The sequence below is a fragment of the Micromonospora sp. CNZ296 genome (assembly GCF_007827635.1).
This window is the reverse complement of record NZ_VISW01000031.1, coordinates 15182-39838: the sequence shown is the minus strand read 5'-3', so window position 1 is coordinate 39838 and position 24657 is coordinate 15182. Positions and strand designations below refer to the sequence as shown.

22 protein-coding genes are annotated in these 24657 nt (G+C 73.8%); 14 read left to right on the top strand and 8 right to left on the bottom strand.

The features are described from left to right. The first annotated feature begins 134 nt into the window (after positions 1-134). The 4 genes from FB455_RS31720 (at position 135) to FB455_RS31705 (ending at position 3055) form a co-directional block, all read left to right on the top strand. Positions 135-344 (top strand): helix-turn-helix domain-containing protein, encoded by a 210-nt coding sequence (locus FB455_RS31720; RefSeq protein ID WP_013288759.1) that lies wholly within the window; start codon positions 135-137, stop codon positions 342-344. 220 nt (positions 345-564) lie between these two features. Then, positions 565-666: a 30S ribosomal protein bS22 gene (locus FB455_RS31715; protein ID WP_007465623.1), complete on the top strand. Its 102-nt coding sequence runs from the start codon at positions 565-567 to the stop codon at positions 664-666. Positions 667-785: 119 nt separating this feature from the next. Beyond that, a complete protein-coding gene (locus FB455_RS31710) occupies positions 786-1859 on the top strand; it encodes an NAD-dependent epimerase/dehydratase family protein (protein WP_013288758.1) in 1074 nt (357 codons plus the stop codon). A 338-nt stretch (positions 1860-2197) separates the two neighbouring features. Continuing rightward, positions 2198-3055, top strand: coding sequence for a lysophospholipid acyltransferase family protein (locus FB455_RS31705; RefSeq protein WP_030269196.1), 858 nt, complete (start codon positions 2198-2200; stop codon positions 3053-3055). Positions 3056-3070: 15 nt separating this feature from the next. On the opposite strand, the gene FB455_RS31700 is transcribed toward FB455_RS31705, so the two are convergent. The 3 genes from FB455_RS31700 to FB455_RS31690 form a co-directional block, all read right to left on the bottom strand. Further along, the gene (locus tag FB455_RS31700; RefSeq protein WP_145755690.1) at positions 3071-3949 is read right to left on the bottom strand and encodes an HAD family hydrolase; all 879 of its coding nucleotides are present in this window, start codon (positions 3947-3949) and stop codon (positions 3071-3073) included. A 112-nt stretch (positions 3950-4061) separates the two neighbouring features. Continuing rightward, positions 4062-4919 (bottom strand): DUF5667 domain-containing protein, encoded by an 858-nt coding sequence (locus tag FB455_RS31695; protein WP_013288755.1) that lies wholly within the window; start codon positions 4917-4919, stop codon positions 4062-4064. Between the two features lie 283 nt (positions 4920-5202). Beyond that, a complete protein-coding gene (locus FB455_RS31690) occupies positions 5203-6174 on the bottom strand; it encodes an ECF subfamily RNA polymerase sigma factor, BldN family (RefSeq protein WP_013288754.1) in 972 nt (323 codons plus the stop codon). Positions 6175-6669: 495 nt separating this feature from the next. Here FB455_RS31690 and FB455_RS31685 point away from each other — a divergent pair, with 495 nt between their 5' ends. From FB455_RS31685 to FB455_RS31675, 3 genes are read left to right on the top strand one after another with little or no spacing between them, the layout of a single operon-like run. Then, complete coding sequence (locus tag FB455_RS31685) at positions 6670-8346, top strand: AMP-binding protein (protein ID WP_013475151.1); 1677 nt, start codon at positions 6670-6672, stop codon at positions 8344-8346. Beyond that, positions 8336-8590, top strand: coding sequence for a glutaredoxin family protein (locus tag FB455_RS31680; protein ID WP_145755689.1), 255 nt, complete (start codon positions 8336-8338; stop codon positions 8588-8590). The genes FB455_RS31685 and FB455_RS31680 overlap by 11 nt, the downstream gene beginning before the upstream one ends. Before the next feature lie 24 nt (positions 8591-8614). Continuing rightward, entirely contained in the window at positions 8615-9256 is a 642-nt protein-coding gene (locus FB455_RS31675) for an HAD family hydrolase (protein WP_013288751.1), read from the top strand. Positions 9257-9265: 9 nt separating this feature from the next. Here FB455_RS31675 and FB455_RS31670 read toward each other — a convergent pair whose 3' ends face one another. After that, complete coding sequence (locus FB455_RS31670) at positions 9266-9922, bottom strand: LuxR C-terminal-related transcriptional regulator (protein WP_013475153.1); 657 nt, start codon at positions 9920-9922, stop codon at positions 9266-9268. Positions 9923-10024: 102 nt separating this feature from the next. Continuing rightward, entirely contained in the window at positions 10025-11329 is a 1305-nt protein-coding gene (locus FB455_RS31665; protein ID WP_047893141.1) for a sensor histidine kinase, read from the bottom strand. A gap of 389 nt (positions 11330-11718) precedes the next feature. On the opposite strand from FB455_RS31665, the gene FB455_RS31660 reads away from it, so the two are divergent. The 6 genes from FB455_RS31660 (at position 11719) to FB455_RS31635 (ending at position 18598) form a co-directional block, all read left to right on the top strand. Further along, on the top strand, positions 11719-12489 hold the full coding sequence (locus tag FB455_RS31660) for a redox-sensing transcriptional repressor Rex (RefSeq protein ID WP_013288748.1): 771 nt from the start codon (positions 11719-11721) through the stop codon (positions 12487-12489). Continuing rightward, positions 12486-13859, top strand: a complete 1374-nt coding sequence (locus tag FB455_RS31655; protein ID WP_013288747.1) for a glutamyl-tRNA reductase — start codon at positions 12486-12488, stop codon at positions 13857-13859. The genes FB455_RS31660 and FB455_RS31655 overlap by 4 nt, the downstream gene beginning before the upstream one ends. Further along, positions 13856-14842 carry a hydroxymethylbilane synthase gene (hemC, locus tag FB455_RS31650; RefSeq protein ID WP_013288746.1) on the top strand — a complete coding sequence of 329 codons (987 nt, stop codon included), beginning with the start codon at positions 13856-13858 and terminating at the stop codon, positions 14840-14842. Before FB455_RS31655 ends, hemC begins: the two co-directional genes overlap by 4 nt. Further along, a complete protein-coding gene (locus FB455_RS31645; RefSeq protein ID WP_013475156.1) occupies positions 14839-16419 on the top strand; it encodes a bifunctional uroporphyrinogen-III C-methyltransferase/uroporphyrinogen-III synthase in 1581 nt (526 codons plus the stop codon). The genes hemC and FB455_RS31645 overlap by 4 nt, the downstream gene beginning before the upstream one ends. A gap of 13 nt (positions 16420-16432) precedes the next feature. Beyond that, positions 16433-17416, top strand: coding sequence for a porphobilinogen synthase (gene hemB, locus FB455_RS31640; protein ID WP_145755688.1), 984 nt, complete (start codon positions 16433-16435; stop codon positions 17414-17416). A gap of 483 nt (positions 17417-17899) precedes the next feature. Beyond that, positions 17900-18598, top strand: coding sequence for a helix-turn-helix domain-containing protein (locus FB455_RS31635; protein ID WP_486481626.1), 699 nt, complete (start codon positions 17900-17902; stop codon positions 18596-18598). A 32-nt stretch (positions 18599-18630) separates the two neighbouring features. Here FB455_RS31635 and FB455_RS31630 read toward each other — a convergent pair whose 3' ends face one another. From FB455_RS31630 to FB455_RS31620, 3 genes are all read right to left on the bottom strand, one after another. After that, positions 18631-21900, bottom strand: a complete 3270-nt coding sequence (locus FB455_RS31630) for a lamin tail domain-containing protein (RefSeq protein WP_145755686.1) — start codon at positions 21898-21900, stop codon at positions 18631-18633. 91 nt (positions 21901-21991) lie between these two features. Next, positions 21992-23008: a GNAT family N-acetyltransferase gene (locus FB455_RS31625; protein WP_013288741.1), complete on the bottom strand. Its 1017-nt coding sequence runs from the start codon at positions 23006-23008 to the stop codon at positions 21992-21994. A gap of 67 nt (positions 23009-23075) precedes the next feature. Then, complete coding sequence (locus tag FB455_RS31620) at positions 23076-24389, bottom strand: murein transglycosylase (RefSeq protein WP_145755685.1); 1314 nt, start codon at positions 24387-24389, stop codon at positions 23076-23078. A 38-nt stretch (positions 24390-24427) separates the two neighbouring features. On the opposite strand from FB455_RS31620, the gene FB455_RS31615 reads away from it, so the two are divergent. Beyond that, a complete protein-coding gene (locus FB455_RS31615) occupies positions 24428-24643 on the top strand; it encodes an FmdB family zinc ribbon protein (RefSeq protein ID WP_013288739.1) in 216 nt (71 codons plus the stop codon). Positions 24644-24657 lie beyond the last annotated feature (14 nt).

The window sequence follows — 24657 nt, the reverse complement described above, 5'->3', positions numbered from 1 at the left end:
CATGATCAAAGGGTGGAAGGGATCGCGCAGGTCACAGCCGTCCCGCTACCGTACTGGTTACACGCGCGTCGCTCGTCGAGGCGGGAACACCTGCCCGGTGACACGCGCCGGGCACGGGAATGGGTCGGTGAGCCATGGCCGGGTCGCAGTCCGACGCACGGCTGTCGGATGTCAGGTTCCTGACCGTCGCCGAGGTGGCGACGGTCATGCGGGTCTCCAAGATGACCGTCTACCGCCTCGTGCACAGCGGTGAGCTGACCGCGGTACGGGTCGGCAGGTCGTTCCGGGTGCCCGAGCACGCCGTGCACGAATACCTCCGGGGCGCCTTCCAGGAGTCCGCCTGAGCCCTCGGCGCACCGTCCGCCGAGTGCGACGAAAAGGGGCATCGACGGGGGCGCGTTGGTCCTGCTGACGCACTCCGGTTAGGCTGGGCCACGACCGTGACCGCTCTCTGGTGTGCCCTGCCCACCACGCTGGTCCGGTCCGTTGTCCGCAAGCGGTCACGGCGCCACCCGTGGTGGTGCCGTCCGGTCCGCCCCGCACGTTGCATCGAAAGGCTGTCGTATGGGCTCGGTGGTCAAGAAGCGCCGCAAGCGCATGGCTAAGAAGAAGCACCGCAAGCTGCTGCGCAAGACCCGCGTCCAGCGTCGCCGTCTCGGCAAGTGACCGGGGCCGGGCAGCAGCCCGGCACCGGCACCACTTGCCAACTGTCGACCCTCGGAGGCTCAGGTGATCAGGCCGCGGACGTCCCGGCTCGATCCCGCCTGCCGCGCTAGGCGCATGACATGACCCCCGGTGACACCTCCGGTGCCCCGGGGGTCGTCGTCGTCACCGGGGTCGGGCGCTGGCTCGGCGCCCACGTGGCCGCCCGGCTCGCCGCCGACGAGCGGATCGAACGCGTCATCGGGGTCGACCCGGCACCACCCAACCCCGAGCTGACCGACCTGCTCTCCGACGTCGAACGCATCCGTCTGGACCTCGACTCGCTCGGCGGCCTCCTGCACGACCTCGACGTCGACACGGTGGTGCACCTGGCGCTCGTCACCGCCCCCGACCCGCAGCAGGGCGGCCGGGCGGGGATGAAGGAACAGAACGTCATCGGCACCATGCAGCTGCTCGCCGCCGCGCAGCGCGCGCCCCGGCTGCGCAAGCTCGTGGTCCGCTCGTCCACCGCCGCGTACGGGGTGTCGTTCCGCGATCCGGCCGTCTTCACCGAGGAGACCGAGCCGCGCGAGGTGCCGCGTGGCGGTTTCGGCCGCGACATCCTCGACATCGAGGGGTACGTCCGCGGGTTCCGCCGCCGTAGGCCCGACGTCACCGCGACGGTGCTGCGCTTCGCGCCGTTCATCGGGTACGCCGCCGACACCACGCTCACCCGCTACTTCTCCCAGCCGGTGGTGCCCACCGTCTTCGGCCGCGATCCGCGCCTGCAGTTCGTGCACTTCGACGACGCGCTGGAGGTGCTGCACCGGTCCGTCGCCGAGGATCACCCGGGCACGTACAACGTCGCCGGGCCGGGGGTGCTGTCGCTGTCGCAGGCGATCCGCCGGGCCGGCCGGGTGGCGGTGCCGGTGCTGGAACCGGGCCTGGCCGGGGTCGCCGCGGTCGCCCGCAGCCTGGGCTTCGGCCGGTACGGCTTGGACCAGGTGGACCTCTTCGTGCACGGTCGGGTGGTGGACACCAGCCGACTGGAGCGGGAGTACGGCTTCACGCCCCGCTCGACCGCCGCCGCGTTCGAGGACTTCATCCGCGCCCACCACGGCGGCGTCGTGGTCACCCGGGACCAGCTCGCCGCCGCCGAGCAGTTGGTGCTGGAGAGCATCCGGCAGGTCCGCTCGACCGTACGGGAGCGTTCGTGAGCAGCCCCGACGAGCGGCGTGACGCGCGTTACGACGTACCGCTGGGTGTGCCGGATCCGGGCGCGGAGCCCGCGCGGCGCAACGGGCACCGCCGGCTGACCGCGCCGTCCGCCCGCCCGGCGGCGCCGCCGGACGAGCCGGACACCTCCGCCGACGAGCCGGGCGCCTCCGCCGACGCGGGCGTTCCGGCCACGCGGCACCAGCCGGCGAAGAAGACAGTGGCCAAGAAGACGGTCGCGAAGAAGGCCGTGGCGAAGAAGGCCGTGGCCAAGAAGGCTGTCGTGCAGCAGGCCCCCGCGGACGAGGCACCGACCGGGAACGCGCCGTCGGGTCCGGCCGTGGCCGACCGTCCGGGGGACCACTGGGACCGCAAGGTGGCCCAGGGGCTGGCGTTCCTGCGGCGGCGGCTCGCCGGTGACTACGAGGTCGACGAGTTCGGCTTCGACCCCGACCTGACCGACGCGGTGGTCCACCCGCTGGTCCGGCTGCTCTACCGGGACTGGTTCCGCACCGAGGTCAGCGGCATCGAGCACGTACCAGACGAGGGCGCCGGTCTCGTCGTCGGCAACCACTCCGGCACCGTGGCGCTCGACGCGCTGATCCTCTCCACCGCGCTGCACGACCGGCACCCGGCGCACCGCTACCTGCGGCTGCTCGGCGCCGACCTGGTCTTCCGGATGCCCGTCGTCTCCGAGATAGCCCGCAAGACCGGCGGCACCGTCGCGTGCAACCCGGACGCGGAGCGGCTGCTCGGCAACGGGGAACTGGTGGGCGTGTTCCCGGAGGGCTTCAAGGGCGTCGGCAAGCTCTACGCCGACCGCTACAAGCTCCAGCGCTTCGGCCGGGGCGGGTTCGTCTCCGCCGCGCTGCGCACCGGTACGCCGATCGTGCCGGTGGCGATCGTCGGCGGCGAGGAGATCTATCCGATGCTCGCCGACATCAAGCCGCTGGCCCGGCTGCTCAAACTGCCGTACTTCCCGGTCACGCCGACGTTCCCCTGGCTGGGGCCGCTGGGCATGGTGCCGCTGCCGAGCAAGTGGCTGATCGAGTTCTGCCCGCCGATCCCGACCGCGCACCTGCGCGACGCGGCGGACGACCCGCTCGTGGTGTTCAACCTCGCCGACCAGGTGCGGGAGACGATCCAGCAGACGCTGCACAAGCTGCTCGAACGCCGGCCGGACCCGTTCGGCCCCTGAGCCGGGCCGCGCCGGTCAGGCGTCGCGGTGGCGGCGCCGGTGCAGCGCCAGACCGGCCGTGACCGCGCCGGCGAGCAGCCCGGCCGCCGCGGTGGAGGGCACGGCGATGCGTACGGCCCGGCGCCCGGTGCGGAAGTCGCGCACGTCCCAGCCCCGCTCGCGGGCCTGCCGCAGCAGCGCCGGGTCGGGATTGACCGCCACCGCGCGGCCGACCGCGCGGAGCATCGGCAGGTCGTTCGCCGAGTCGCTGTAGGCCGCGCACCGGGCCAGGTCCAGCCCTTCCACGGCGGCGAGCTGGGTGACCGCCTCGGCCTTCGCCGGCCCGTGCATCAGGTCACCGACCAGCCGCCCGGTGTACGCGCCGTCGACCACCTCGGCCACAGTGCCGATCGCGCCGGTCAGGCCGAGCCGGGTCGCGATCACCCGGCCGATCTCCACCGGGGCGGCGCTGACCAGCCAGACCCGCTCGCCCGCGTCGAGGTGGCGCTGCGCCAGGCGACGGGTGCCGGCCCAGATGCGCGGCGCCATCAGCTCGTCGAAGATCTCGTCGGTGAGGCGTTCCATGTCGTCGACCCGCCAGCCCTGGACGAAGGCGAGCGCGGCCTCCTTGGCCTGCGACATGTCGCCCGCGTGCTCGGTGGCGAGCAGCCGGAACCGTGCCTGCTGCCAGGCGAACCGGGCCAGGTCCCCGGTGGTGAAGTACTTCCGGGCGGCCAGCCCGCGGGCGAACCAGTAGATCGACGCGCCCTGCATCATCGTGTTGTCCACGTCGAAGAACGCGGCCGCGGTGGGGTCGGGCGTGACTGTGGTCGCCGGTGCCGACGGGGTCTCCGACCAGCCCGCGGTGTGCCCGTGCGCGTCGGTGCTGACGGTCACCTTCCGGCTCCCGGCCACGGCGACCTCCCTGCCTCGACGACGGCGTACGCCCTCCTCGTCGAGCGTATCCGGCACGATGTGACGGCCGGGTGTCCGCCGGGAGAAGTGTGGCGCGGTAGGCGTCCGCCGCTCAGCGGTCGGCCGGGCAGGTGGCCGGAGCGGGCCCGAGCATGTCGCTGGCCTGCGGCGCGGGCAGCCCGCAGGCGATCGCCTCGCGGAGCGCGTCGGCGCGCTTGCCCGCCGCGTCGAGCAGGGACAGCGAGCGGCGGGTGCGGTCCCGGTCGGCGTGGTCGGGCCGGTCGAGCAGGCCGCTGACCACCCGGCGCTGGCCGGCGAGGAAGGTGTCCACCGCGTCCAGCGCCGTCGGGTCCGAGCGCTGCGCGGCGACAGTGGTCAGCAGGCGTACGCCCTGGCGGGTGTCCGCGTCCATGTCGTCCAGGACGGCGCTGAAACCGATGCGGTCGTCGCGCACCGAGGCGGCCTCGTCGAGCCGGGTGCGGGCGAAGTCGAGGAAGAGCTGGCCTCGGCTGATGTCCGAGCTGGCGAGCGCGAGCTGGGCGCGCTCGGTGGAGCGCTTCATGCCGTACAGGGCGTCGCCGGGCAGCGCGTTCTCGCTGGCGGCGGAGATACCGGAGAGGGCGACCGCCCCGGCGGCCACGCCGACCAGGATCGCGCCCCGGGCCCGCGCCCGGCGGCCGGTGATGGCGGGGAGCAGCGCACCGCGTACGCCGGAGGTGGCGGTCCTGGCCGGAGCGCCGACGCCCTCGCGTTCGGCGGTGGCCACGAGCATCGCCCGCAGGCCGGTACGGAACTCGGCGTCCACCTCGACGTCGGGCCGCTCGGCGGTGAGCCGGCGGCTCACCTCGACGAGTGCGGTGAGTTCACCGTCCGCCTTGGACCGGACGTGGTGCCGGCGTCCGCCGTTGGCCTCGTCGAGGAGTTGCGCGAAGCGCTCGGCTCGCCGACGGGAGAAGAGGTCGCTGTCCACCGCGGCACCCCCTCTCGCTGGTCACGGCCGGGCGGCCGTCGTCGTCACCAGCGACCGGTGGCAGCGTGTGGCCCAGGGCCGACCGGAACGGCCGACCTGACCCGCCGGACCGGGTGGCCCGGGGGACGCCGGGACAACCACTGGTCGCACCCGGAGAAACGGACCGCGCCGGTCGCCGGTTACGGCTGGGGCGGCGGCGAAATCACCGGGAGTGAGGGGCGGGTGGGGGGTACGTCGGGCATGCGACACCGCCCGGCGTCGTGCGCCGGCCGGGTCGGGACCGTCAGGAGTGGAAGCCGTCGGGCAGCAGCCGGGCCAGCGCCCGGACCGCCCGGTACTGCAGGGCCTTGATGGCGCCCTCGTTCTTGCCCATGGAGCGGGCCGTCTCGGCCACCGAGAAGCCCTGGAGGAATCGCAGCACGATGCACTCCTGCTGCTCCGGGTTGAGCTGCTTGACGGCGGTGAGCAGGGCGACGTTCGTGATGTGCTCCACCACCGCCGCCTCGGGGCTGCCCTCGGGTCCGCGGTCCTCCCGGTCGGCGTCCAGGACGTCACCGGTGGTGACCTCCAGCCGGTAGCGCCCGGACTTGAAGTGGTCGGCGACCAGGTTGCGGGCGATGGTGACCAGCCAGGCGCCGAGGTCGCGCCCCTGCCAGGTGAAGCTGCCGATCCGCTTGAGCGCCCGCAGGAACGTGTCGGAGGTGAGGTCCTCGGCGAGCTGGCGGTTGCCGACGCGGAAGTAGACGAACCGGAAGACGGTGTCGACGTACCTGTCGTAGATCAGCCCGAACGCCTCGGACTCGCCCGCCTGTGCGCGCTCGACCAGCGTCCACACCTCGGTGGCCGGGTCGGACGGGTCGGGGCGGCTGGGGAAGCCGGTGGCGGGCGCGGCGGCCGGCACGGCGGGCAGGACGGCGGTGTCGCCGGTGGTCACCGCCGGCAGGACCGCGGTCTCGGCGGCGGACGGCTCGGCCCCGGTCGCCGCGTCGCCGCGTCGCGCCTGGGCCGGCATGGTCGGGCGGGTCGGACTGCCCAGGCGGCCGGTCGCGGGCTTCGCGTTGCCGCCCGGGGTCGCGGGGCGGGGCGGCGCCTCGTTCGTGTGGTGCGCGCGGCTGCGGACGCGCCGCCCGTCGCCGCGTACCGCGAGCTGGCCGTCGGTGCCCCGGGGGCCGGGGTCCGCGCGCTCGTTGAGCGGGTTGCGCTGGGCCGGCCCGGTGACACCGGCCGGTCGTTCGGCGTAACCGAAGGTGGTCACCGCGCCTCCCCAGGCTGAGCGGACAGTGACCGCGCCGGAGGACCGGGTAACACCCGGTCGGGCACGGCCGGGTCGGGACGTGCCGACGGGCGGCAGATCCCCTTGAGGTGCTGGTCCAATGCGCTCACGGGCACGGGGGCCTCCTCGGGCTGAGGGGTGTCGACTCACGGCAAATGGGGTGAGCCGACCCGAGTGATGATAGGGCCAACGTCACCCACGCGTGGCAAGTCCGTTACACAGAGCGGAAGTATTTCCCGCCAGGTCGCACACATGGCGGACCCGTTGTCCGTCGTGTGTGGTTGACTTTCGCGCCGGAACCTGGTCCGCAGTGGAAAGTCCTGGTCGGAGCCGATTTTCTTTCCGCTCGGCGTGTCGCGGGAGCGGTGCGGCCGGGTCACGTCCGGCTTCCCGCCCGGGCACCGGTGGAGATCCTCATCCCGTGGCTAGGAATCCCACCGTACGGCAATTGCAGTCCCGTGCGGCGGACCCGGCGCCGTGTTCGGGCATGGCCTGTCGGACACCGCTGTGCCAGACTCAGCCACCGTGCAGGACGCCGCCGAAAGCTCCGCGCCGAACCTCGCCGACCGGCTCCGCCACGCCGCCGCGCAACGGGGCGACCGGGCCGCGCTGCACTGGCGCGACCGGACGCTGCTCTGGTCCGAGCTGGACGACGCGGTCACCGCCACCGCCCGCGCACTGCTCGCCGACGCGCCACCGGCCGACGGAACCGGCCACCCGCCCCGGGTGGCGATCGCGTTCGGCAACACCCCCGACTTCGTGGTCACCTACCTCGCCGCGCTCCGGGCCGGGCTGGTGGCCGTACCGGTCAACCCGACGCTGACCGCCCGCGAGCTGCGGCACGTCCTCGCCGACTCCGGCGCGACCGTGCTCGTCGGCGCGCCCGAGGTGACCGCTCGGGTGGACCCCGCCGAGCTGCCCGCGCTGCGTGCCGTGCACACCGCGCCGCCGGTGTCCGGCGACGCCGCGCCGGCCCGGTTCCCGGCCCGCTCCGGCGACGACCTCGCAGTCCTGCTCTACACCTCCGGCACCGAGGGCCGGCCCAAGGGCGCGATGCTGTCACACCGGGCGCTCGCCGCCAACCACGACCAGGTCGACCGCATCGAACCGCCTGTGGTCGGCCCCGACGACGTCGTGCTGCTCGCCCTTCCGCTGTTCCACGCGTACGGGCTGAACTCCGCACTCGGCGCCGTCGTGCGGCACGGCGCGACCGGGGTGCTCGTCGACGAGCCCGGCCCGGCCGGCGCGCTGGACGACATCGCCCGGCACCGGGTCACAGTGCTCGTCGGCGTACCGCCGATGTTCCTGACCTGGGCCGAGGCGGAGCGTGACCCGGCCGCGGCGCTCGCCTCGGTACGCGTCGCGGTGTGCGGCGCGGCGCCGCTGCCGCTCGCAGCCGGCGCGCGCTTCACCGAGCTGACCGGGCATCCGGTGCACGTCGGCTACGGGCTCACCGAGACCGCGCCGGTGCTCACCTCGACGCTCGTCGGCGGCGAGCCGAAACCCGGGTCGATCGGCCGCCCGCTGCCCGGCGTCGGGCTGCGCCTCGTCGGGTCCGACGGCACCGAGCTGTGGCGCGACGGGGTGCCCGCCGACGCCCCCGACGAGGACGAGATGGACCTCTCCGACGAGCCGTCCGGCACCGACCCCGGGCAGATCGTGGTACGCGGCCCGAACCTGTTCGCCGGATACTGGCCGGACGGGCGGGGTGGGCCGGACCCGGACGGCTGGTGGCCCACCGGCGACGTGGCGTACGCCGACGGCGACGGCGACCTGTTCCTGGTCGACCGGCTCGGCGAGCTGATCCTCGTCAACGGCTTCAACGTCTACCCGCACGAGGTGGAGCTGGTGCTCCAGGCGCACCCCGGGGTGGCCGAGTCGGCCGTCCTGGGCGTGCCGCACCCGCGGACCGGCGAGACTGTGCGGGCGTACGTGGTCCGGGCGGCCGGCCCGCCGGTGACGGCGGAGGACCTGCTCGCCCACTGCGCGCGTAACCTGGCCCGGTTCAAGTGCCCGACCGCCGTCGAGTTCGTCGACAGCCTGCCGTACTCGGCGATCGGGAAGGTACGCAAGACCGAGCTGCGCCCGGCGCCCGCGGTGCCGTCCCCGGCGACGCCGACCGAGATCCGCACGGAGGTATCCGATGTCCAGTGACCCGAGGCTCATCCTGATCACCCGGTCCGGCTGTCACCTGTGCGACGACGCCAAGGCCGCGCTCGACCGGGTGGTGGCGGTCACCGGCGACCGGTGGGTGGAGCGGGACGTCACAGGCGACCTGGAGATGGAGCGCGACTACGGCGACCGGCTGCCTGTGGTGCTGCTCGACGGCAAGGAGCACGGCTACTGGCGGGTCGAGGAGGACCGGCTGCTGCGCGATCTGACCACGCCGCAGCTCTAGCACTATGGTGCTCGGGTGACGGGTATGCGACGCCACCTCGTGTGGGACTGGAACGGAACGCTCCTCGACGACCTCGACCTGGTGGTCCAGGCCACTAACGTCGCCTTCGCCAGCGCCGGCGGGCCGGCGGTCACCGCGGCCGAGCACCGGGTCCGGTTCCGGCGGCCGATCGCCGACTACTACGCCGAGATGCTCGGCCGGGCCGTGGACGCCGAGGCGTTCGGGACGCTCGACCGGGTCTTCCACGACGCCTACCGGGCCGGGCTGACCACCTGCGCCCTGGCCGCCGACGCCACCACCGCGATCGAGTCCTGGGAGGGCAGCCAGTCGCTGTTGTCCATGTGGTTCCACGACGAGCTGGTGCCGACCGTGCACACGTACGGCCTGACCCCGCACTTCCGCCGGGTGGACGGGCTGCGCGCCACGGTCGGCGGCGGGCACAAGGCCGAGTGGCTGGAGAAGCACCTGGCCGAGCTGGGGCTGGGCGGGCACGAGGTGGTGCTGATCGGCGACTCGCTCGACGACGCCGACGCGGCCGCCTCGGTCGGCGCCCGCTGCGTCCTCTACACCGGCGGCCTGTCCGACCCGGACCGGCTGCGCGGCAGCGGCCACCCGGCCGCCGACACGCTCACCGAGGCGGTGACAGTGGCCCGCACGCTCGCCTGACCGGCCCGGTCAGGCGCGCAGGTGGGCCAGGACAGCCAGGACGCGGCGATGGTGGGTGGTCGCATCAGGGGGCAGGTCGAGCTTGGTGAAGATGTTGCGGACGTGCTTCTCCACCGCGCCGTCGCTGACCACGAGCGTCCGGGCGATGGCGGTGTTCGAGCGGCCCTCGGCCATCAGCGCCAGCACCTCGCGCTCGCGCGGGGTCAGCGACGCCAGCGGGTCGTCGCGCCGCCGCCGGACCAGCAACTGGCTGATCACCTCCGGGTCGAGCACGGTGCCGCCGGCCGCCACCCGGGCCAGGCCGTCGAGGAACTCGTCGATCGCGGCGACCCGGTCCTTGAGCAGGTAGCCGATCCCACCGCCGCCCCCGCCCGCGGTGTCCAGCAGGTCGTCGGCGTACGACACCTCGACGTACTGGGACAGCACCAGGATCGGCGTACCGGGCACCCGGCGGCGGGCCTCCACCGCGGCGCGCAGTCCCTCGTCGGTGTGTGACGGCGGCATCCGCACGTCCACCACCGACACGTCGGGCCGGTGCGCCACCACCGCCTCGACCAGCGCGTCACCGTCACCGACGGCCGCCACCACCTCGTGCCCGTACTCGGTCAGCAGCCGGACCAGCCCCTCCCGGAGCAGTACGGCGTCGTCCGCGATCACCACCCGCATGGGTCCGGTGTCTATCACGCCCGGACCCGGTTGCCGCCCGGCGGCCCGGATGCCGGGCGCGCCGCGCCACCGCGCGACGGCCCGGAGCCCGGGCGAACCAGGTCACCTCGGCAGTTCGGCGTGGATCCGGGTCGGGCCGCCGGCCGGGCTGGCCACCTCCAGGGTGCCGCCCGCCGCCCGGACCCGGTCGGCGATGCCGCTGAGCCCGTGCCCCTTGGCCAGGTGCGCGCCGCCGGCGCCGTCGTCGGTGACGGTGATCTCCAGCCGGCCCACCTTCCGGGTGACCTCCACCCGGCAGATGTTCGCCCGGCTGTGCTTCGAGACGTTCGTCAGGGCCTCGGCCACCACGAAGTACGCGGTGCTCTCCAGCCCCGGGTCGAGCCGTCCGGCGGCGGTGCCCAGGTCGTCGTCCACGGTCAGCTCGGTGGGTACCAGGGCGCGGGCGGCGAGCGCGGCGAGCGCGCTGGGCAGGCCCCGGTCGACCAGGATCGGCGGCGCGATGCCCCGGGACAGGGCACGCAGCTCGTCCAGCGTCTCCCGGGTCTGCGCGACCGCCTCGTCGAGCGTCTGCCGGGCCGCCTCCGGGTCGGCGGCGAGCTGGTGGCGGGCCCGGCCGAGGTCCATGGCGAGCCGGACCAGCCGCTGCTGCGGGCCGTCGTGGATGTCGCGCTCCAGCCGGCGCAGCGCGACCGCCTCGGCCGAGGCGGCGGCCCGCTTCTGCTCCTCCAGCGTGACGATCCGCTGCCGCATCTCGGCCACGCCGGTGAGCAGCGAGTACGCCAGCCCGGCCTGGAGCCGGGCGCACCCGCGTGCCACCAGCGGGAGGGTGAACAGGGCGAACAGCCCGATCGCGGTGTTCAGGGCGATCCGCGCGCCGGGGCCGTCGCCCATCCCGAGGAGCTGGCTCAGGTCCTGGTCGTCCGCGCCGCGCGGGATGGCCCAGTCGTACGCGATGTAGAGGGTGCCGCCCAGTGCGAGCACCCACCAGACCACGAGCAGCACGAACGTGGGCACCGCCACGAGCAGCCGGACGAAGGCGTGCAGCAGGTCGAGCCACGACTGCGCGTCCCGGATCGGGGTGAACACCCGGCGCCAGAACCCGGCACCCGGCTCCGGTCTGCGGTAGACCGGGCGTACCCGGGGCCGGTCCTGCACCCCGGCGAGCCGGAGCCGCTCGATGTCGGCCAGCCCGCGGGCCGCGTAGAGGAAGCCGGCGAGGATCGGCAGGCCGAGCGTGGTCACCAGCAGCCCGGCGCTGAGTGAGATCCCCACCACTGCCAGCACGAAGCTGACGATCGCCAGCGGGAGGCCCACGAGCACGTAGGTGGTGTCGCGGGCGAGGCGGCGCAGGAGCCCGTGGACGGGGGACAGCGGAGCGGGCGCGGTGGCCAGTGGTGCTGCGGTCATGGTTCGAGGCTATGGGCGCGTGCCCCGCCCACCCATCCCGCACGCTGGCCTGTTCGGGGTGGGGTTCTCCCTACTCGAAACGTGAGACTCGCCTCGCCACGCCGGTCACGGAGCGCTACGGGCCCCGCGCGATTGGTCAGGGAAGTCTGGATTGAGCAATAATCGGCATGCGCCGCCGAGAGAGGCGGTTGATCGATCTTGCGGGAATGGAGGGGCAGGTGAAGGCGCGTCGCGAGCTTTCAAGATCGCGATTTGTGCACCCCTTCACAAACACCTACTCTGTAGTTCCGACGCGCCCTGCTAGCACAGCCGGCAATCTCGGTCGCCAGCGGGAGTCCCGAAACGACCGGCCCCCGTCGCTGGTCGAGGATCGCACCGCACGGAGTCTCATGAGCCAGCACCGTCAACCAGGCGCGCCCGGTCGCACCGGTGCCGTACCGGCGCTTCCGGACCTGCCCGAGGCGACCGTGTCCCGGCTCCCGGAATACCTGCGTGCGCTGCACGCGCTCGCCGACGCCGGGCACGAGACGGTGTCCAGCGAGGGCCTCGCCAACGCCGCCGGCGTCAACTCCGCGAAGCTCCGCAAGGACCTGTCCCACCTCGGCTCGTACGGCACCCGCGGCGTCGGCTACGACGTGGCGCTGCTGGTCGACCAGATCTCCTCGGTGCTCGGGCTCACCCAGTGCCGGACCGTCGCGCTCGTCGGCGTGGGTAATCTCGGTCACGCCCTGGCCGGCTACGACGGCTTCGCCAACCGCGGATTCCGCATCGCCGCGCTGGTCGACGCCGACCGGTCCCGCGTCGGCGAAGTGATCAACGGCCTGGTCGTACGGCACGTCGACGAGCTGCCCCAGATCGTCGCCGAGGAGTCGATCTCGATCGGCGTCATCGCCACCCCCGCCCCGGCCGCCCAGGCGGTCGCCGACCAGTTGGTCGCCGTCGGCGTGACGAGCATCCTCAACTTCGCGCCCTGCGTACTCTCGGTTCCGGACGGGGTCGACGTGCGCAAGGTCGACCTCGCCATCGAGCTGCAGATCCTGTCCTTCCACGAGCACCGCAAGGCATCGCTGACCGCGCTCCCCGCCACCGGCGGGTCCGCCCTCACCGCACTGCCCGGCGGACTCGCGGCAACCGACACCCAGGAGGCGATCGGCACGTGAAACTGCTCGTCGTCGGCGCGTCCTACCGCACCGCCCCGGTCGCCACCCTGGAACAGCTGGCCGTCCCGCCCGCCGACCTCACCCGCACGCTGGACCGCCTGATCGCCCAGCCGTACGTCGCCGAGGCCGTCCTGGTCTCCACCTGCAACCGGGTGGAGGTCTACGCCGCCGTCTCCGGGTTCCACGGCGGACTCGGTGACATCTGCGCGGTCCTGGCCGACCAGGCCGGCTGCCAGCCCGCGGCGCTCGCCCCGCACCTCTACGTCCACTACGACGCCGCCGCCGTGGACCACGTCTTCCGGGTGGCCGCCGGGCTCGACTCGATGGTGGTGGGCGAGGCGCAGATCCTCGGCCAGCTTCGCGACGCCTACCACTCCGCCGGTGGCGCCGACTCCGCCGGGCGGCTGCTGCACGAGCTGATGCAGCAGGCGCTGCGGGTCGGCAAGCGCGCGCACGCCGAGACCAACATCGACCGGGCCGGGCAGAGCGTCGTCACCGCCGCACTCGATCTCGCCGCCGGGCTGCTCGACGGCGACCTGGCCGGCCGGCCCGCCATGGTGGTGGGCGCCGGCGCGATGGGCTCGCTGGGCGTGGCCACGCTGTCCCGGCTGGGCGCCGGCCCGCTCACCGTGACCAACCGGGGCGCCGCCCGTGCCGTCCGGCTCGCCGAGTCGTACGGCGCGTCCGCCGTGCCGATGGCCGAGCTGATCACCGCGCTCGCCGACGTCGACGTCGTGGTCGCCGCCACCGCCGCCACCGAGGCGGTGCTCACCCGCGACGTGGTGACCCGGGCGCTGGCCCGCCGGGACGCCGACCGCGGCCCGCTGGTCCTGCTCGACCTGGCCGTCCCGCGCGACGTCGAGCCCGGCGTCGCCGAGCTGCCCGGCGTCGAGGTGATCGACATCGACCGGATGGCCGCCGTCCTCGCCGACGGACCGGCCGCGGCCGACGCCGCCGAGGTGGCCCGGATCGTGACCGGCGAGGTCGAGGCGTTCCTGAGCTGGCTGCGCGGCGCCGACGTCGCACCGACGGTGGCCGCCCTGCGCGGCCGGGCCGAGGACGTCGTCACCACCGAGCTGCGCCGACTCGGCCAGCGCCGCCCCGACCTCAGCGACGACCAGCGCGCCGAGGTCGCCCGCACCGTGCACCGGGTCGTGCAGCGGCTGCTGCACCAGCCGACCGTACGGGTCCGCCAGCTCGCCGCCGAGCCCGGCGGCGACCAGTACGCGGCGCTGCTGCGCGAACTGTTCGACCTGGACGTTCCGCAGACGTCCCCGGTCGACACCGTCCCCGACGTGGTCGCCACCGACCTCGACGGCCGGCCGTCGTTCGACGCCGCCGACGTCCCGCCCACCGGAGGTGCGCGATGACCGCCCCCCTTCGCCTCGGTACCCGGGGCAGCGCCCTGGCGATGGCCCAGTCCGGCCACGTCGCCGAGGCCCTCACCGCGGCCACCGGCCGCCCGGTCGAGCTGGTCGAGGTGGTGACCGCCGGCGACAGGTCCACCGCCCCGGTGCAGCGGCTCGGCGTCGGCGTGTTCGTCTCCGCGCTGCGCGACGCGCTGACCGCCGGCGAGATCGACTTCGCCGTCCACTCGTACAAGGACCTGCCCACCGCGGCGGCGCCCGGCCTGCATGTCGCGGCCGTACCGCCCCGGCAGGATCCGCGTGACGCGCTGGTGGCCACGAACGGCCGTACGCTCGCCGAGCTGCCGCCCGGCGCCCGCGTCGGCACCGGCGCGCTGCGCCGGATCGCCCAGTTGCACGCGCTGGGCATGCAGTTGGAGGTCAGCCCGATCCGGGGCAACGTCGACACCCGGCTCGGCCGCGTGCTCGGCCCGGACGCCGACCTCGACGCCGTCGTGCTCGCCCGCGCCGGGCTCAACCGGATCGGCCGCGCCGACGTCATCACCGAGACGCTCGACCCGATGCTCATGCTGCCCGCACCCGCCCAGGGTGCGCTCGCCGTCGAGTGCCGGGCCGACGACCAGGACGTGATCGAGCTGCTCGCGCTGCTCGACCACGCACCGTCCCGTGCCGCGATCACCGCGGAACGGGCGCTGCTGGCCACCCTGGAGGCAGGGTGCAGCGCGCCCGTGGCCGCGTACGCCGTTCTCGCCGAAGGCGAGCCCACCGACGAGGGCGACGTCAATCAGGAGATCTACCTGCGCGGTGCGGTGATCAGCCCGGACGGTACTCGTGACCTCCGGCTGTCCCGCACCGGAACGCCCGCCGACGCGGCGGAGATCGGCAAGGCACTCGCCGCCGAACTCCTCGAACTCGGCGCCGACTCGATCCTCGGCCAGGACGCACAGGCCGGCCCGGGGACCCAGCAACTTGGGAGCACAGAATGACCCGCACCCGTAAGCCCGTAGGCCAGATCGCATTCGTCGGGGCCGGTCCCGGCGACCCGGGCCTGCTGACCCGCCGGGCGCTGGACGCCCTGGTCGAGGCCGACCAGGTGGTCTACGACCGGGGCGTACCCGAGTCGCTCCTGGCGCACGTCCGCGCCCAGGCCCGGCCGGACGCCGAGTTCAGCCCCGCCGAGGGCGTGCCGGGGGACGTGGCGAAGGTGCTGATCTCCGCGGCCCGGTCCGGGCAGAACGCCGTGCACCTGGTCGCCGGTGACCCGTTCGGCCACGACTCGGTGGTCAAGGAGGTGCAGGCGGTCGCGCGTACCGCCGCGCACTTCGAGGTGGTCCCGGGCGTCGGTCAGGCCGAGGGCGTGGCCACGTACGCGGGTGTCCCGCTGCCGGGCGTACGCACCGCCGCCGACGTCGAGGACGTCACCGCGCTGGACTTCGAGGCGCTCGCCACCGCCGTCGGGCGGGGTTCGCTGGCGCTCGCCGTGGACGCCGGTGACCTGGCCGCCGTCCGGGACGGCCTGCTGGCCGCCGGGGTCGACGGCACCACTGCGGTCGGGGTGACCGGTGACGGCACCGGCGAGACGCAGTACACCACCACGTCGACAGTCGACTCCTTCGTCGCGGCGGCGCTCGGCTTCACCGGCCGGGTGGTGCTCACCGTCGGCGCGGCCGTCACCGACCGCGACAAGCTGAGCTGGTGGGAGAACCGCCCGCTGTACGGCTGGAAGGTGCTGGTGCCCCGCACCAAGGAGCAGGCCGGCGTGATGAGCGCGCGGCTGCGCGCGTACGGGGCGATCCCGTGCGAGGTGCCGACCATCGCGGTCGAGCCGCCGCGTACCCCGGCGCAGATGGAGCGGGCCGTGAAGGGCCTGGTCGACGGCCGGTACGCCTGGGTCATCTTCACCTCGGTGAACGCGGTCCGGGCGGTGTGGGAGAAGTTCGCCGAGCACGGCCTCGACGCCCGCCACTTCGGTGGCGTGAAGATCGCCTGCATCGGTGACGCCACCGCCGAGGCGGTCCGTGCCTTCGGCATCCAGCCCGAGCTGATCCCCTCCGGGGAGCAGTCCTCCGAGGGCCTGCTGGCCGAGTTCTCGCCGCACGACGAGATCCTCGACCCGGTCGGCCGGGTGCTGCTGCCGCGCGCCGACATCGCCACCGAGACCCTGGCCGCCGGCCTGACCGAGCGCGGCTGGGAGGTCGACGACGTGACCGCGTACCGGACCGTGCGCGCGGCGCCGCCGCCCGCCGAGATCCGCGACGCGATCAAGTCCGGCGGGTTCGACGCGGTGCTGTTCACCTCGTCGTCCACCGTGCGGAACCTCGTCGGTATCGCCGGGAAGCCGCACGCGCGGACCGTTGTTGCAGTGATCGGGCCCAAGACGGCGGAGACCGCCACCGAGTTCGGCCTGCGCGTCGACGTGCAGCCGCCGCACGCCTCGGTGCCCGACCTGGTGGAGGCGCTCGCCGCCTACGCCGTCGAGCTGCGGGAGAAGCTCGCCGCCATGCCGGCGAAGCAGCGCCGGGGCTCGAAGGTGCAGGGCCCGACCGCCCTGCGGTTCCGCTGACAGGAGGCCCGTCATGCCGTACCCCGAGATCCGGCCCCGCCGGCTGCGCCGCAACGCGGCCGTGCGGCGGCTGGTCTCCGAGACCCGCGTCGACCCGGCCGAGCTGGTCGTGCCGATGTTCGTCAAGGAGGGGCTGACCGAGCCGCGGGCCATCGCGTCGCTCCCGGGGGTGCTCCAGCACTCCCGGGACTCGCTGCGCAAGGCCGCCGCGGAGGCGGTCCAGGCCGGGGTCGGCGGGATCATGCTGTTCGGGGTGCCGGCGACGCGGGACGAGACCGGCTCCGGTGGCATCGACCCGGCCGGCGTGCTCAACACGGCGATCCGGGACGTGGTCGCCGAGGTCGGCGACTCGACTGTGGTGATGAGCGACCTGTGCCTGGACGAGTTCACCTCGCACGGGCACTGCGGCCTGCTCACCCCGGACGGCGGGGTCGACAACGACGCCACGCTCGCCGCGTACGCCGACATGGCGATGGCCCAGGCCGCCGCCGGGGTCCACGTGGTCGGGCCGTCCGGGATGATGGACGGCCAGGTCGGTGTGGTCCGCAAGGCGCTCGACGCCGCCGGGCACCAGGACGTCTCGGTGCTCGCGTACGCGGTGAAGTACGCCTCCGCCTTCTACGGCCCGTTCCGCGACGCCGTGGAGTCGGCGCTGGAGGGGGACCGGCGCACCTACCAGCAGGACCCGGCGAACCTGCGCGAGTCGCTGCGCGAGGTCGAGCTGGACGTGGCCGAGGGCGCCGACATGGTGATGGTCAAGCCCGCGCTGCCCTACCTCGACGTGGTGTCGGCGGTCCGGGACGCGGTGAACGTCCCGGTCGCCGCCTACCAGGTCTCCGGCGAGTACGCGATGGTCGAGGCGGCCGCCGCGAACGGCTGGATCGACCGGGAGCGGGTGATGCTGGAGACGCTCACCTCGATCCGCCGGGCCGGTGCCCAGATCATCCTCACCTACTGGGCCGTCGAGGCCGCCCAGTTGCTGCGCGAGCGCTACTGACCTACTGACCGCTGCTCGGCCGACGTGGTCCGTCTGCTGCCGCCACGTGCGGCGGCAGGGCTCGGCTCGCCGTTCTCCGGTTTCGCCCTCCTCGTTGTGGTCGCCGCACGTTGTCCACAGCCCAAGGCGGTCACTCAGCGTATCTTTTCGGCCGGCGGGACACTTCACCCCTCGCCGACTTTGCTCTGCAGCCACGGGCGCAACTGTCACGAATCGTGAGCGCTGCCTCGGTGGCTGCAGAGCAAAGTCTGCCGAGGTGGTCATCCCTGCCGTGGCGATCGTGAGGTTTGTGTCCGCTTAAGTCGGCTTTGTGCTGCAGCTGGGTCACTTGCTTTGATGGTAGCCCTTAACGCTGAGTGATCGTCACCCTCTGTGTGTGCTGGCGGTCGCTGCCATGCGGATTTGGACGCCGAATCCCGGGTTCTCCACAAGGGCGGGGAGCGGGGTTGCCGGGCCGGTGCGGGAGACGGGACCGTGGGCGGCGTGACAGACATCGCCGACACCGAGCCGGAGGCGGGCGCCGCCGCCGGCACCGCCACGGGCGCCCACAGCGGCACCGCCACCGCCACCGCCGCTGCCACGGGCGCGAGGACGGGGACGGGAACGGGGACGGGGACGGGAGCCTGCGCCGCACCCGGCGTGCCCACCGTGGCGGCGGGAGGCGACGGGCCGGCGCTGCTCACCGAGCCGTTCGACGTCCCGTTCCCGGCACCGGGGATCGTCCGGGCGGTGCGTCGCCGGGCCGACGCCAGCCAACGAGAGCTGGCCCGGTTCGCCCGGGTGCATCCGAGCACGATCGGGCGGATCGAGGCGGGGACGCTGACGCCGAGCCTGGCCATGCTGTCGCGCATCGTCGGCACGGCCGGCTTCCGGCTCGTGGTCGTCGACGAGACCGGCAAGGTGCTCAAGCCGATGCGTGACCGGGCCGACCTGCGGGACGGCGCGGAGCGGCGGTACCCGTCCCACCTCGACGTCATCACCGACCCGGAGCCGGGGGAGTGGTGGGCCGACCGGTACGGGCTGGCCCGCCCGCCGGAGACGTTCTACCGCAACCGGGAGGTCCGGGACTGGCTGCGCCGCCGCAGCCAGTGGGAGGTGCGGGTGGCCAAGTACCGGAGCGTGCCGCCTCCGCCCGATCCGCAGCGGTGCGGATACCGCGGCGGCCCGCCGATCCGCCCATGAGGGGATCGACGGGCCGCCGCGCGGCACACCGCTCAGTCGTCGTTCAGGATCGTCCCGACGCCGGACGGGTCGGCGAGCCGCAGGCCCGGCACCCCGGCCACGTACAGCGTGAGCTTCTCGTCCGTCTCGCGCTTGCGGTCACCGCGCACGGTGACCGGGAACGTCAGCGAGGTCCGGCCCGCGGCCAGCACCCGGCAGCCCACGTACGGGTCGTAGTCCGACCCGGCCTGGGCGGTGGTGCCGTAGGTGGCCGCGCAGATCAGGGCCGGCTCGGAGAGCGGGCGGGACACGGTGACGGTGAACGTCATCGTGCTGGTGCCCTTGTCGCCCTCGGTGACCGAGGTGTCCGCGACCCGCAGCGAGGCGCGCGACCGGAACCGGGCCACCTGCGGGTCGTGGTCGCTGGCACCCCGGTCGCCCAGCTCCGGCGCGTCGGTCGGGTAGTCGGCGTTGATGTGCGCCGTCCGTACCTGCACCAGGTCGTCGTGCATCGGGTCGTTCACGAAGAGGTTGTCCAGCGTCTGCGCCTGACCGCTGAATGTGTACGAGTACGCCGACGCCGGTGCGTCCTTCACCAGGTCGTCCCAGAGGTTGTGCAGCCCGGCCTCGTACAGCGGGGCGAGCTGGTCCGACGGGGTCGGGTTCTGGGCGGTGGCGATCGGGTCGTCCGGGCGGGGGAAGACGTTCAGGTCCCCGCCGTAGACCACGCGGGCGTTCGGGTCGCTCGCCTCGACCGCCTCGACGATCGCTGCCCCGTACGCGGCCTGCTCGCGGCGCTGCCCGACCCGGCTGTCCGGTCCGGACGAGAAGTGGTTGGCGACCGCCCAGAGCGTGAACCGCTCGGTCGATCCGGGGCCGGCCTTCACTGTGAACCGGGCCACCTGCGCCGCGCGGGTGTAGACGTTGCTGCCGTCCACCCCGGTCGACCGGTCCACGTCGGCAGGCAGCACCGCGTTGAGCGCCTTGGGGTTCTGCACGTCTGCGTTGGACGGCAGCGCCGCCGAGCGGTACTGGACGGTCGGGGCGGAGCCCAGCAGCGGGTCCGCGGCGGTCGCCTCGGCGAGCGTCAGCCGGTCGGTCCGGTAGAGGAACGCCGAGGCGATGCCCCGGGCGTCCGCGCCGGTCCGGTCGTACGCGGCGGCGTACGCCGGGCCGCCGTTGGCCGCGATGGCGAGCGCCAGCTCCTGCACGGTGTCCGGCGCGCCGTCGGCGTTGTTGGTGTCGCCGCAGGCCAGAGCGCCGTCGACCACCGAGCAGATGTCCTGGTCCTCGGCCTCCTGCACCAGGATCAGATCCGGGCTGTGCAGCGACTGGACGATCTGCCGGGCCTGCACGGCCAGCTTGGCCGCGTACGCCTCCGGGCTCGCCGGCACGTAGTCGAACGGCGGGCTGACGCCGGGGCAGCCGGTGTTGCCGGCGAAGTCGCAGCCGTCGAACGGGTCGTCGCGGTAGTCGTACAGGTTCTCCACGTTGTAGGTGGCGATCGCGACCTCGCTGCCGCGGTCGGCCGGCTGCGGCGGGTGGTTGGCGGCCGGGTCGGTGCCACCGGTCAGCGTGAGCTGCTCGGGCTGCACGCTGTACTTGCTGAACGCGTACGAGACGGAGCCGTAGGCGTCCTCGGTGAGCGTGTCGAACGTGCGTGCCTCGGGCAGCAGCGCCCGGGAGTCACCGGCGGTCGCCTTCACACCGCCCGCACCCAGCAGGATGCGCTGGTTGTTGCCGTTGTCGAACAGCGTGCCGGGGATGTCGTCGAGCGGGTGCGCGTCCCGGAACACCCGCCGGGCGTACGGGTCGGACCGCTTCATCACCGGGTCCTCGCGGTCCAGCACGTAGATCTCGGAGTCGGCGGTGGAGGAGTAGATGTGCCGGGGCGCGGAGACGCCGCTGCCGGCGCGTACCCGCATCCGCTCGCCCTCGTGCCGCTCCCAGAACAGGTCGGCGGCGGCCGCCTCGGCCGGCGGGACCGCGTCGTCGACCCGGACCACGGTGTCCACGTCGAGGCCGGAGTCGAGCTTGCGGACCAGCGAGGCGCTGGACAGCTGGGTCTGGCTGAAGTACTCGGAGACCCGGCCGCGCAGCACGACCTCGTCACCGACGGTCGGGGCGTACCCGCCGATCAGCGTGGTGAACGAGCCCATGAAGACGAACAGGCCGTCGGAGGTCAGCGGGTCGCCGTCCTCGCTGCCGAGCCGGCTCTGGAGGTAGAAGCCCCACTGGTCGGCCCCGGCCGAACTGCGGGTCAGGGACATGCCGGTGATGACGCCGCGTACGTCGTACAGCGTGGAGCTGGTGCCGTTGCCGCTGGCCGGTGCGAGCGGCGACCGGTCGGTGCGGCCGTCCTCGTCGTCGGCGGTGCGGCCCTGCACCTCGCCGACCGACAGCACGCTCGTGGCCTGCACGGTGAGCGTGCAGGTGGCGCTGTCGCCGTCGGTGTCGGTGGAGGTCACGGTGACCGCGTAGCCGCCGGCCGGCAGGCCGGTGGCGGTCAGCGTCGCGGTGGCCGTGCCGCCGTCGGCGGTCGCCGGGGTGAACGCGGTACGGCTGATCGAGCCGCTCGCCGGCGCCGGCACGACCGAGGTGACCGCCAGGTCGGTGATCGTGTCGTCGGCGTCGGTCGCGGTCACCTCGCGGGTCGCGGTGGCGCCCGCCGACAGCGTCAGCGCGCCGCCGCAGGCCACTGTGGGCGGCTGGTCGACCGGACCGTCGCCGACGGTGTGGCTGCCCAGGCCGTCGAACGTGTCGGTGGCGAAGCCGGCCCACTGCGCGGCCGGGTCGAACGGGTCCGCCGGGTCGGTGTCGCCGGCGGCCACCGAGGGCAGCCGGCGCAGCGTGTTGTCCGCAGTGCTGGTGAGGCCGCTGCCCCACTCGCTGCCCGGGTCGACGCCGACCTGGCCCAGGGAGTCGACCACCGTGCCACCCTTGCGCAGCACGATCGCGTCGTCGCCGTTGAACAGCGAACCGGAGTACGTCTGGTCGGCTTGGGCGAGGATCGCCGGCGCGGCCGCCGCGGCGGCGAAGACGAACACGTCACCGGCGGCGACGGTCCCGGTGAGGGCCACGTTCGTCGAGGTGGTGGCGCCGTTGAAGAAGAGCTGGAGCTGGTAGCCGCCGGCTCCCAGGTCGATCGGGGCGCCGGTGCCGTTGTACAGCTCGACGGCCTTGTTGTTGGACGACCCCTCGACGTACTCCGAGATGAACAGGTCGGTGGGCGCGGCGCTGGCCGCGGTGGGTGCGACAGCGATCGCCGTGAGGGTGACGGCGGCGGTGGTCGCGAGCGCGGCGAGGGTGCGGCGCGGGCGCATGGGGCCTCCACGATGGGTGGACAGGAACTAACGAACGTTAAGGCTCTCGTGGGTACACCGTCCAGCCCTTCGATGGCCGGACGGTGAACGGTCAGCGGTGACTGTCCAGCCGGTGCACCAGTTCGGCCACGTCCACACCGTATTCGCACCAGTCGCGGTCGGGGCGGTAGCCCAGCTCGGCGTTGACCTTCAGCATCGACTCGTTGTCCTGCGCGTTCCAGGTCTGCACCTCGGCCACCTCGGGCTCGGCCGAACGCAGCTCCAGCAGCATCCGCGCCTTGATGGCCCGGTCGATGCCGTAGCCGCGGTGGTCATGGACGACGATCGTGTCGTACTGGTCGGCCCGGGTCGGGTGCTGCGCCGGCACCACCACCTCGGTCAACCCGGCCACCTCGCCGGTCTGCTCGTGCAGCGCCAGCACGATGTACGGCTTCATGCCGCGCCGGTGCAGCGTGGCGAGGCTGTCGCGCAGCCGGTCCGGGTCGTAGGAGCTGGGCCGCAGCTCCACGTCGTCGGAGTCGCGCACCTCGGCCTTGGCCCGCGCGTACGCCTCGATCAGCTCGTCCGGCGGGCCACCCGGCCAGAACTCCACGCGGTAGCCCGCGCCGACCTCGGCGGCCATCTCGGTGAGCGCCGGCCAGTCCACCGAGCGCAGGTCGAGCACGCTGCGGGTCTCCACGTAGTCGCGGGTGAAGCCCAGCGACTCGTAGAACCCCACGGCCGGGGTGTCGCCGACCACCTCCACACCGATCGACTGGAAGCCCTCGTCCCAGACCCGGCGGGCGGCCACCCGCACCAGCTCGCGGCCGACGCCGCTGCGCCGGATCGCCGGGTGCACCAGCACCTCGAGCACGCCGATCCCGCCGAGCAGCAGCACGTGCACATGCCCGAGGATCGCCCCGGGCGTGCCGTCCGGGCCGGCGTCCTCCTGCGCGACCCACGAGATCCGCCGCTCGCCGGGCATCACCTCGGAGAGATACTCCCGCATGGAGCTCTCCCGCCATGGCGGATCCTGCGGCAGATCGGCCGCCAGGACCGCGTTCAGCGTGTCCAGCAGGGACGCGATCTCGGCGGACGACGCGGTCCTGGGATCCCACTCGCGCACCATCACCCGTCTAGCTTGCCGTCAACGGCAGCCGGGGGGAAGGGTTGAGTCCGCGAATGTACGCGAGCCGTCACCTCACGTTGCGGCTGAGCCTGCCGTACTCGTCGGCCTTGTCGAAGACGGCCTGGGCGTACCGACGCACATCGTTGTAGGAAAGGATGGCGCCCCACCAGTCACCCGGGATGGTCATGTTCCGGCCGCCCTTGCACAGGTAGAGCCCGGCGGCCAGCGCCGCGTCGTCGATGTCGTGCGGGTTCTTCACGCCGTCGCCGTCCGCGTCCGCGCCGATCTCCTGCCAGGTGGTCGGGATGAACTGCATCGGGCCGAGCGCCCGGTCGTGGACCCGGTCGCCGTCGAGCAGCCCCTGGTCGGTGTCGAGGATCCGGGACCGGCCGCCCTGCCCGTCGAGTGGCTCTCCCTTGATCTCCGGCAGGGCCCGCCCGTCGGCTTGCAGCGTGGCGCCGTTGGCCGCGCCGTGGCGCGACTCGACGTAACCGATCGCGGCCAGCGTGGTCCAGCTCAGCTGGCACCCACGGTTGGTCTGGGCGAGCACCAGCTCGGCGTAGGCGTACGCCTGAAGCGCCACCACGGGGACGCCGGTCACCGCGCCGACCCGCTGCGCCCAGCCGGTGAGCGCGTCGGCGGGACGCCCGGCGGGCAGCACCGGCGCGGTGGTCGCACCGGGCAGCGGCGTGCCGGTGGGCGCGGCGGTTCCGGGCAGGCCGGTCAGCTCCGGCAACGGCGGCGTGGCGGGTGCCGCCGCGGTCTGCGGCACGCTCTGCGACGGCGTGGCCTCGGCGACCGGCTCCGGCCGGCCGACCGCCGCCGGCACGACCACCGCACCGGCAGTGGCGGCGGCGGCGACCAGCGCGAGCAGGAACAGCGCGGGCAGCGTGGTGCGGCCGCCGGGCCGCCGGGACCAGGCGCGGGTGGCCCGGGCCGCGCCGACTGTGAGTTGCCTCGGGCGCGTCCGGACGGCGTGCGCGAACGGCATCCGCCGACGCCGCCCGCCGCTCTCGGCCGCCGCCTCGGCCTGTGCCTTCGCCCCCGAGCCCGGCTGCTCGTCCCCGCCCGCTCCGGGCTCGGCGTCCGCCTTCACGGCCGATTCGGGCTGCGGCTTCCCGCCGGGCCGGGCGTCCAGCTCGACGCCCGGCTTGGGGGCCGGCTTCCCACCGGCCTCGACGCCGGGCGTGGCGTCCGGGTTCGCGCCGGGCTCGGCGTCCGCGTCGCGGGCCGGGTCGGCGGGCGACTTCGGGGGGAGGGAATCGCGTTCGCGGCGGGGCCGCGGGATGGGCGGGGTGCCGTCGTCGGGTGGCGCGGCGGGTCGCAGGGGCCGGGCCGTCGCTCGCCGTTCGCCGTCCACCACCCGTCGAGTATCACCCATCCGGGTGACGACGTCAGGCCCGGCCGTACGCTTGGGACATGCCCCGGTACGAGTTCCGTTGCCGCGCCTGCGGCGACACCTTCGAGGTCAACCGCCCGATGGCCGAGGCCGGACGGCCGGCCACCTGCCCGCAGGGCCACGCCGACACGGTGAAACTGCTGTCCACGGTGGCCGTCACCGGCCGGGGCGGCTCCGCTCCGAGCGGTGGGATTCCCAGCGGCGGCGGTTGCTGCGGCGGCTCCTGCGGCTGCTGACTTTCCGCCGTCCG

What these genes read in the sequence shown, in the direction of transcription:
- FB455_RS31720 (WP_013288759.1), top strand. Translation starts at nt 135, where the DNA reads ATGGCCGGGTCGCAGTCCGACGCACGGCTGTCGGATGTCAGGTTCCTG.
- FB455_RS31715 (WP_007465623.1), top strand. Translation starts at nt 565, where the DNA reads ATGGGCTCGGTGGTCAAGAAGCGCCGCAAGCGCATGGCTAAGAAGAAG.
- FB455_RS31710 (WP_013288758.1), top strand. Translation starts at nt 786, where the DNA reads ATGACCCCCGGTGACACCTCCGGTGCCCCGGGGGTCGTCGTCGTCACC.
- FB455_RS31680 (WP_145755689.1), top strand. Translation starts at nt 8,336, where the DNA reads ATGTCCAGTGACCCGAGGCTCATCCTGATCACCCGGTCCGGCTGTCAC.
- FB455_RS31675 (WP_013288751.1), top strand. Translation starts at nt 8,615, where the DNA reads ATGCGACGCCACCTCGTGTGGGACTGGAACGGAACGCTCCTCGACGAC.
- FB455_RS31670 (WP_013475153.1), bottom strand. Translation starts at nt 9,922, where the DNA reads ATGCGGGTGGTGATCGCGGACGACGCCGTACTGCTCCGGGAGGGGCTG.
- FB455_RS31665 (WP_047893141.1), bottom strand. Translation starts at nt 11,329, where the DNA reads ATGACCGCAGCACCACTGGCCACCGCGCCCGCTCCGCTGTCCCCCGTC.
- FB455_RS31660 (WP_013288748.1), top strand. Translation starts at nt 11,719, where the DNA reads ATGAGCCAGCACCGTCAACCAGGCGCGCCCGGTCGCACCGGTGCCGTA.
- hemC (WP_013288746.1), top strand. Translation starts at nt 13,856, where the DNA reads ATGACCGCCCCCCTTCGCCTCGGTACCCGGGGCAGCGCCCTGGCGATG.
- FB455_RS31645 (WP_013475156.1), top strand. Translation starts at nt 14,839, where the DNA reads ATGACCCGCACCCGTAAGCCCGTAGGCCAGATCGCATTCGTCGGGGCC.
- hemB (WP_145755688.1), top strand. Translation starts at nt 16,433, where the DNA reads ATGCCGTACCCCGAGATCCGGCCCCGCCGGCTGCGCCGCAACGCGGCC.
- FB455_RS31630 (WP_145755686.1), bottom strand. Translation starts at nt 21,900, where the DNA reads ATGCGCCCGCGCCGCACCCTCGCCGCGCTCGCGACCACCGCCGCCGTC.
- FB455_RS31625 (WP_013288741.1), bottom strand. Translation starts at nt 23,008, where the DNA reads ATGGTGCGCGAGTGGGATCCCAGGACCGCGTCGTCCGCCGAGATCGCG.
- FB455_RS31620 (WP_145755685.1), bottom strand. Translation starts at nt 24,389, where the DNA reads ATGGGTGATACTCGACGGGTGGTGGACGGCGAACGGCGAGCGACGGCC.
- FB455_RS31615 (WP_013288739.1), top strand. Translation starts at nt 24,428, where the DNA reads ATGCCCCGGTACGAGTTCCGTTGCCGCGCCTGCGGCGACACCTTCGAG.